Origin of the sequence: Intrasporangium sp. (genome assembly GCF_032907665.1) — a bacterium.
Taxonomy (GTDB): Bacteria; Actinomycetota; Actinomycetes; order Actinomycetales; family Dermatophilaceae; genus Intrasporangium.
This window is the reverse complement of record NZ_JAJJPG010000037.1, coordinates 22,681-29,325: the sequence shown is the minus strand read 5'-3', so window position 1 is coordinate 29,325 and position 6,645 is coordinate 22,681. Positions and strand designations below refer to the sequence as shown.

The window sequence follows — 6,645 nt, the reverse complement described above, 5'->3', positions numbered from 1 at the left end:
CCGGCAACCGCAACTTCGAGGGCCGGATCAACCCCGACGTCAAGATGAACTACCTCGCGAGCCCGCCGCTCGTCATCGCCTACGCCCTCGCCGGGACGATGGACTTCGACTTCGAGACCGAGCCGCTCGGCCAGGACCCGGAGGGCAACGCCGTCTTCCTCAAGGACATCTGGCCGGCGCCGGCGGATGTCGAGCGGACGATCACGGCGAGCATCAGCAAGGAGATGTTCACCAAGGACTACGCCGACGTCTTCGCCGGCGACGAGCGGTGGCAGTCGCTGCCGACGCCCGAGGGTGACACCTTCGCCTGGGACCCGGAGTCGACGTATGTGCGCAAGCCGCCGTACTTCGACGGGATGACCGCCCAGCCGGCCCCGGTCACCGACATCGAGGGCGCCCGGGTGCTGGCCAGGCTCGGCGACTCGGTGACGACCGACCACATCAGCCCGGCCGGCTCGATCAAGGCCGACAGCCCCGCGGGCCAGTACCTCCAGGAGCACGGCATCGAGCGGAAGGACTTCAACTCCTACGGCTCGCGCCGCGGCAACCACGAGGTCATGATCCGGGGCACCTTCGCCAACATCCGCCTCAAGAACCTCCTCCTCGACGGTGTCGAGGGCGGCTACACCCGCAACTTCCTCGCGGGCGGTGAGCAGACCTCGATCTACGACGCGTCGCAGGCCTACCAGGCAGCCGGCGTGCCGCTCGTCATCCTCGCCGGCAAGGAGTACGGCTCCGGTTCGTCACGGGACTGGGCGGCCAAGGGCACCAGCCTGCTCGGCGTCAAGGCCGTCATCGCCGAGAGCTACGAGCGGATCCACCGCAGCAACCTCATCGGCATGGGCGTCATCCCGCTCCAGTTCCCCGCGGGCGAGAACGCCGAGTCGCTCGGCCTCACCGGCACCGAGACGTTCTCGGTCTCGGGCATCACCGAGCTCAACGAGGGCCGCACGCCGCAGACGGTCCGCGTCGTGGCCGCATCCGAGGACGGCTCCACGAAGGAGTTCGACGCCGTCGTGCGCATCGACACCCCGGGTGAGGCGGACTACTACCGCAACGGGGGGATCCTCCAGTACGTCCTCCGGTCCCTCGTCGCGAGCTGAGCCCCGCACGGCCTGCCACAACACGCCCGGCAGTCATCAACCCCCACCCGAAACTTCAGGTGGGGGTTGATGACGTCCGGGCGTGTTGCGCAGAGGAGCGCGGTTGGCGGTCGGTGATGCAGTAGGCCGCTCCGGCCGGGTCGCGCATCACGGTCCAGTGCCCACCGGACTGGGTTGCCGACCGGGTCGCGCCGAGCGCCTCGTGCCGGCGCACTTCAGCCTGCCGGTCCGTGGTGGCGACGTCGAGGTGGCCCCGCACGACGCCGTCGGTGTCGTCGAGCCGCTGCAGGAGCAGGCGCAGCGCGATCTCCCGCGGCCGAACGAGGTAGGCGAACTCCTCCCGCACCGTCGAGGATCGCAGGTCCCAGCCCGTGAGGTCGGCCCAGAAGCGGGTCTCGGCGGCGAAGTGGCCCGCGGGGATGTCGAGGCACAGCTGGTCGACGATGCTGGCGTGACCACCTGGCCAGGTCACCGGGGCCGCGCGACGGGCAAGCCGCTCGCCGACGAGGCAGAACGGGTAGCCACCCGGTGAGCGCGCGACGACATAGGAGCCGGGGTGCCGCTCGACGAGCCCTCCGCCCAGCTCCTCCACCCGCGCGAGTGTCGCCTCCGGGTCCGCGACGTGCACGTCGAGGTGGGTCCGGGCCCGGCCGTCACCGACGCGCTGGACCTTGAGGTGCGGGTCCCCATCCGCAGGCAGCAGGGTGGTGAACTCGTCGGTGTCGCCGCGCGGCGGGGAGAGCGGCCAGCCCGTCACCCCGGACCAGAACTCGCCGCCGCGCTCGTGCTCGGCGGCCGGCAGGTCGATGAAGGCGGTGAGCCACGACGGCGTCGACATGGCGCCCAGCCTAAGTGGGCACAATGGCGGCATGGCAGCGCACACCCCGCCCGGCTGGCCCGAGGGCGTCCCCCCGGCCCACACGCCGGGATGGGAGGAGCGTGCCGTGCTCTGGCTGCTCGACCAGTGCCCCCCCGACTACCGCACCTACACGGGCTGGCGCAAGCACCCCATCGCGCTGGCCTGGCTCGCCGGCCGCCACCTCGACGGGCAGGTCGTCGCCATGCGGGACGCCTGGCGCGAGGCCCGGGTCGCCATCGGCCCGCATGTCCCTGCGGAGGCGCTCGACGAGATCCTCGGCCAGATCGAGGCCGAGGGCATCCGGCTCCTCGCTGCCTCCCGGGCCGCACGCCTGCTCCACGAGGCCCTGCAGGGCAAGGTCTTCGCCCCCCGGCTGTGAGACCGGGCCGCGTCCGCGCGGGAGCGAGCCCAGCGGCATACGGCGTGGTCCTGGTGTGACGTCGGTGACGAAACCGTGTGGGAGCCCACTGTCGGTGCGGGACGCTCGCCCGACACGCCGTAGACTCGATCGACACCCGAACGAGAGGACCTGGCCAGCGTGAGCCTGCTCGAGCAGATCGAGAGCCCTGCGGACCTCAAGGCGCTCCCGGCAGCCGACCTGCCGGCGCTCGCCGAGGAGATCCGGACCTTCCTCGTCTCGGAGGTGTCCAAGACCGGTGGGCACCTCGGCCCGAATCTCGGCGTCGTCGAGCTCACCATCGCGCTGCACCGCGTCTTCGACTCCCCGCGCGACTCGATCGTCTTCGACACGGGCCACCAGTCCTACGTCCACAAGCTCCTCACGGGCCGGCACGACTTCAGCCGGCTGAAGAAGCAGGGCGGCCTCTCGGGTTACCCGAGCCGGGACGAGTCGGAGCATGACGTCGTCGAGAACTCCCACGCCTCGACGGCGCTGTCATGGGCCGACGGCATCGCCAAGGGCCGGCGTCTGCGCGGCGAGACCGGTCGGCACACTGTCGCGGTCATCGGTGACGGAGCCCTGACCGGCGGGATGGCCTGGGAGGCGATGAACAACATCGCGGTCGACAAGGACCTGCCGCTCGTCATCGTCGTCAACGACAACGAGCGGTCCTACGCGCCGACGATCGGCGGGCTCGCCGAGCACCTCGCAACGCTGCGCACGACCCGCGGCTACGAGCGGGTCCTCGACTGGGGCAAGCGCTCCCTCTCGCGCACCCCCGTGGTCGGCGGCGCGATGTTCGAGACGCTGCACGGGGTCAAGAAGGGGATCAAGGACATCGTCGCCCCGCAGGGGATGTTCGAGGACCTCGGGCTCAAGTACTACGGGCCGGTGGACGGCCACGACGAGCAGGCGCTCGAGAAGGCGCTGCGGCAGGCGAAGGACTTCGGCGGCCCGGTGATCGTGCACGTCATCACGCAGAAGGGCCGCGGCTACCAGCCGGCGCTCGACGACGTCGCCGACCACATGCACGGCATCGGCAAGATCAACCCCGAGACCGGCCTGCCCTTCGAGGTGTCCGGAAGGATCTGGACGGACGAGTTCAACGAGGAGATGGTGCGGATCGGCGCCGAGCGGCCCGATGTCGTCGCGATCACCGCGGCGATGCTCATTCCCGTGGGGCTCGACGGCTTCGCAGCCGCCTACCCGGACCGCGTCTTCGACGTCGGCATCGCCGAGCAGCATGCCGTGACCATGGCGTCCGGGCTCGCGTTCAGCGGCCTGCACCCGGTGGTGGCCGTCTATGCGACGTTCCTCAACCGCGCCTTCGACCAGGTGCTGATGGACTGTGCGCTCCACCGGGCCGGAGTGACGTTCGTCCTCGACCGCGCGGGCGTCACCGGAAGCGACGGTGCCTCGCACAACGGCATGTGGGACATCACCCTGACCTCGATCGTGCCGGGCCTGCGCCTCGCCGCCCCCCGTGACGGTGAGCAGGTCAAGCGGCAGCTGCGCGAGGCCCTCGACGTGACCGACGGGCCGACCGTCCTGCGCTTCCCCAAGGGCGACGTCGCCGAGCCCGTCGCCGCGGAGCGCTCGGTCGGCGGCGTCGACGTCCTCTTCGAGACCGGCGACGACAGTGTGGACCTGCTCGTCATCGGGGTCGGCGCGTTCGCCGCGATGTCGGTCGACGTGGGGGAGAAGCTCGCAGCGCAGGGCCACGCCGTGCGGGTCGTCGACCCGCGCTGGGTGCTGCCCGTCAGCTCCACCGTCGTCGAGCTCGCGCGCGCAGCCGGGGCGGTAGCCGTCGTCGAGGACAACCTCGTCAGTGGCGGTGTCGGGTCGGCCGTCACGCTGGCCCTGCGCGAGGCCGGCCTGACCGTGCCGGTGCACACCTTCGGCATCCCGAAGCGCTTCCTCGCGCACGGGTCGCGGGGCCAGATCCTCGAGGAGCTCGGCCTCACGGCCGACACCGTCGTCGCGGACCTCGCGACCAGGCTCGCCTGACCGCCTCCTGACGTTCGCCGACCACCGAGTCGTATGCCGCTGTGCCGGGTCGTCGGACCGCCGCACGGCGGCGAGGGGGCCGGGTCCCGTGTCGACCGCACACATGGGATCCCGCTCTTTGTGGTGGGACACACCACGCAGTCCCCGTGGCTGTTCAACTACCTTCGCCGGGAACGGCTGGGTGTCAACGGAACTCGCACCGACCAGGGGCGAGCACCCACCAGAGGTGGAGGACGATGGTGTCCAAGCGTTGGAGTGTCGTGCTGGCAGGTGCGCTGCTCAGCATGTCGGTGGCGGCCTGCGGCACACCGGGAGAGCCCGGTGCGCCGGCGGACCAGGGCACAGCAGGTGCCGGCGACGCGGCGGCCGGAGCCCCGGTCAAGGTCGGCCTGGTCTACTCGAAGTCGGGACCGCTCGCGACCTATGGCGAGCAGTACCGCCAGGGCTTCTCCGCCGGGCTCGACTACGCGACGAAGGGCACTGGCGCGGTGAACGGCCACAAGATCGAGATCACCGAGCAGGACGACGCGGGTGACCCGGCGAAGGCCGTGGCCTCGGCCACCGACCTCATCGGGCAGGGCCACAAGATCATCGCCGGCTCGACGTCCTCGGGGGTGGCTCTCCAGGTCGCGCCGCTGGCCAACGACAACAAGATCCTCTTCATCTCCGGGCCCGCAGCGGTCGACGCCGTGACCGGCGCGAACATGTACACCTTCCGCTCCGGCCGGCAGACCTTCCAGGACGTGGCCACGGCCGGCTCGATGCTCGGTGACGTGTCAGGCAAGAAGGTCACCGTCCTCGCCCAGGACAGCGCCTTCGGCAAGGCGAACATCGCCGCCGTCACCGCCGTCCTCGGCGGGAAGGGCGCGACCGTCGACTCGGTCGAGGTGCCGGCCGCCGCCACCGACCTCACCCCGTTCGCGACGAAGCTCAAGAGCGCGGCTCCGGACCTCCTCTTCGTCGCCTGGGCCGGGACGAACGCCGCCACGATGTGGACGACCCTCGAGCAGCAGGGGGTCTTCGAGTCGACCACGGTCGTCACGGGGCTCGACATCAAGCCGACGCACCCGATCTTCGGCAAGGCCGCGACCCAGATCAACTTCCTCTCGCACTTCTTCGACGGCGCTGCCGACAACGCCGCCTACCAGGCGCTCGACGAGGGCATGAAGGAGCAGGGCGGGACGGTCGACCTCTTCACCAACGACGGCTTCGTCGCGGCGCAGATGATCGTCCACGCCATCGAGGCCAGCGACTCCGACGTCGATGCCATGGTGTCGGCGCTCGAGGGCTGGTCGTTCGAGGGGCCGAAGGGGCAGCTCGAGATCCGCGCAGAGGACCACGCCCTGCTCCAGCCGATGTTCACGGCCACGCTCAAGGAGGAGGGGACCAACGTGGTCCCGGTCCTCGGCGAGACCCTGGACGCCGCGGCCGTCGCACCGCCGGTCACACCCTTCAAGTGACCGGCGCGGTCATCAGCGGCGCGGTCGTCAACGGCGCGGTCATCAGTGGCGAGGCCATCGGGTGGCGGGTCGGCGGAGCCCAGATCCTCGACGACGTGTCGCTGCACGTCGGGGCCGGTGAGCTGCTCGGCATCATCGGCCCCAACGGGGCGGGCAAGTCGTCCCTCGTCAACATCCTCAGTGGCGTCACCCGTCCGACGACGGGGACCGTCCGGCTCGGCGGTGACGACGTGACGCGACGGTCGGCCACGCGGCGCGCGCGACTCGGGCTGTCGCGGTCCTTCCAGACGTCGGCGCTGTTCGACGGGCTCACGGCGGGCGAGAACGTCCTCCTGGCGGTCCAGGCGAGCGGTGCGGCACCGTTCTCCCCGTTCCGGGTGGCGCGTCCGCGCTCCCGTCCCCGGATTGGGGAGGCCGACGGGGAGGCCGACACGGGTCGTGATGTCGACGTGCTCCTCGAGCGGGTCCGTATGCCGGGTCGCGCCGCGACGGCGGCCCGTGATCTCTCGCACGGCGACCGTCGCAAGCTCGAGCTGGCGATGGCGCTCGCATCGAACCCGAAGGTCCTGCTCCTCGACGAGCCCATGGCCGGTGTCTCGGCCGAGGACGTCGACGGCCTGACGGAGATCATCGGGGAGGTCCGGGACTCCGGCGTCGCCGTGGCCATGGTCGAGCATCACATGCACGTCGTCCTCGGCCTCGCCGACCGGGTCGCCGTGCTCCACCACGGCCAGCTCCTCGCCACGGGTTCGCCCGACGAGGTGACCGAGGACGAACGAGTCCAAGAGGCCTACCTGGGAGAAGCCCTGTGACCGA

6 protein-coding genes are annotated in these 6,645 nt (G+C 70.9%); 5 read left to right on the top strand and 1 reads right to left on the bottom strand.

Annotation, left to right across the window (positions count from 1 at the left end; translation table 11 throughout):
* Window positions 1-1,103, top strand: a 1,103-nt coding sequence (locus tag LOY02_RS07940; protein ID WP_317181804.1) for an aconitase family protein, incomplete at its 5' end; no start/stop codon positions are given.
* Window positions 1,104-1,158: 55 nt separating this feature from the next.
* On the opposite strand, the gene LOY02_RS07935 is transcribed toward LOY02_RS07940, so the two are convergent.
* Window positions 1,159-1,941, bottom strand: coding sequence for a VOC family protein (locus tag LOY02_RS07935; RefSeq protein WP_317181803.1), 783 nt, complete (start codon window positions 1,939-1,941; stop codon window positions 1,159-1,161).
* Between the two features lie 31 nt (window positions 1,942-1,972).
* Between LOY02_RS07935 and LOY02_RS07930 the strand changes: the two genes are divergently transcribed.
* The 4 genes from LOY02_RS07930 to LOY02_RS07915 all read left to right on the top strand — a co-directional run bounded on the left by LOY02_RS07930 (window position 1,973) and on the right by LOY02_RS07915 (window position 6,641).
* On the top strand, window positions 1,973-2,341 hold the full coding sequence (locus LOY02_RS07930) for a hypothetical protein (protein ID WP_317181802.1): 369 nt from the start codon (window positions 1,973-1,975) through the stop codon (window positions 2,339-2,341).
* Between the two features lie 159 nt (window positions 2,342-2,500).
* On the top strand, window positions 2,501-4,369 hold the full coding sequence (dxs, locus tag LOY02_RS07925; RefSeq protein WP_317181801.1) for a 1-deoxy-D-xylulose-5-phosphate synthase: 1,869 nt from the start codon (window positions 2,501-2,503) through the stop codon (window positions 4,367-4,369).
* 236 nt (window positions 4,370-4,605) lie between these two features.
* Complete coding sequence (locus LOY02_RS07920; RefSeq protein WP_317181800.1) at window positions 4,606-5,829, top strand: substrate-binding domain-containing protein; 1,224 nt, start codon at window positions 4,606-4,608, stop codon at window positions 5,827-5,829.
* The gene (locus tag LOY02_RS07915; protein ID WP_317181799.1) at window positions 5,826-6,641 is read left to right on the top strand and encodes an ABC transporter ATP-binding protein; all 816 of its coding nucleotides are present in this window, start codon (window positions 5,826-5,828) and stop codon (window positions 6,639-6,641) included. The genes LOY02_RS07920 and LOY02_RS07915 overlap by 4 nt, the downstream gene beginning before the upstream one ends.
* Window positions 6,642-6,645 lie beyond the last annotated feature (4 nt).

What these genes read in the sequence shown, in the direction of transcription:
- LOY02_RS07935 (WP_317181803.1), bottom strand. Translation starts at nt 1,941, where the DNA reads ATGTCGACGCCGTCGTGGCTCACCGCCTTCATCGACCTGCCGGCCGCC.
- LOY02_RS07920 (WP_317181800.1), top strand. Translation starts at nt 4,606, where the DNA reads ATGGTGTCCAAGCGTTGGAGTGTCGTGCTGGCAGGTGCGCTGCTCAGC.
- LOY02_RS07930 (WP_317181802.1), top strand. Translation starts at nt 1,973, where the DNA reads ATGGCAGCGCACACCCCGCCCGGCTGGCCCGAGGGCGTCCCCCCGGCC.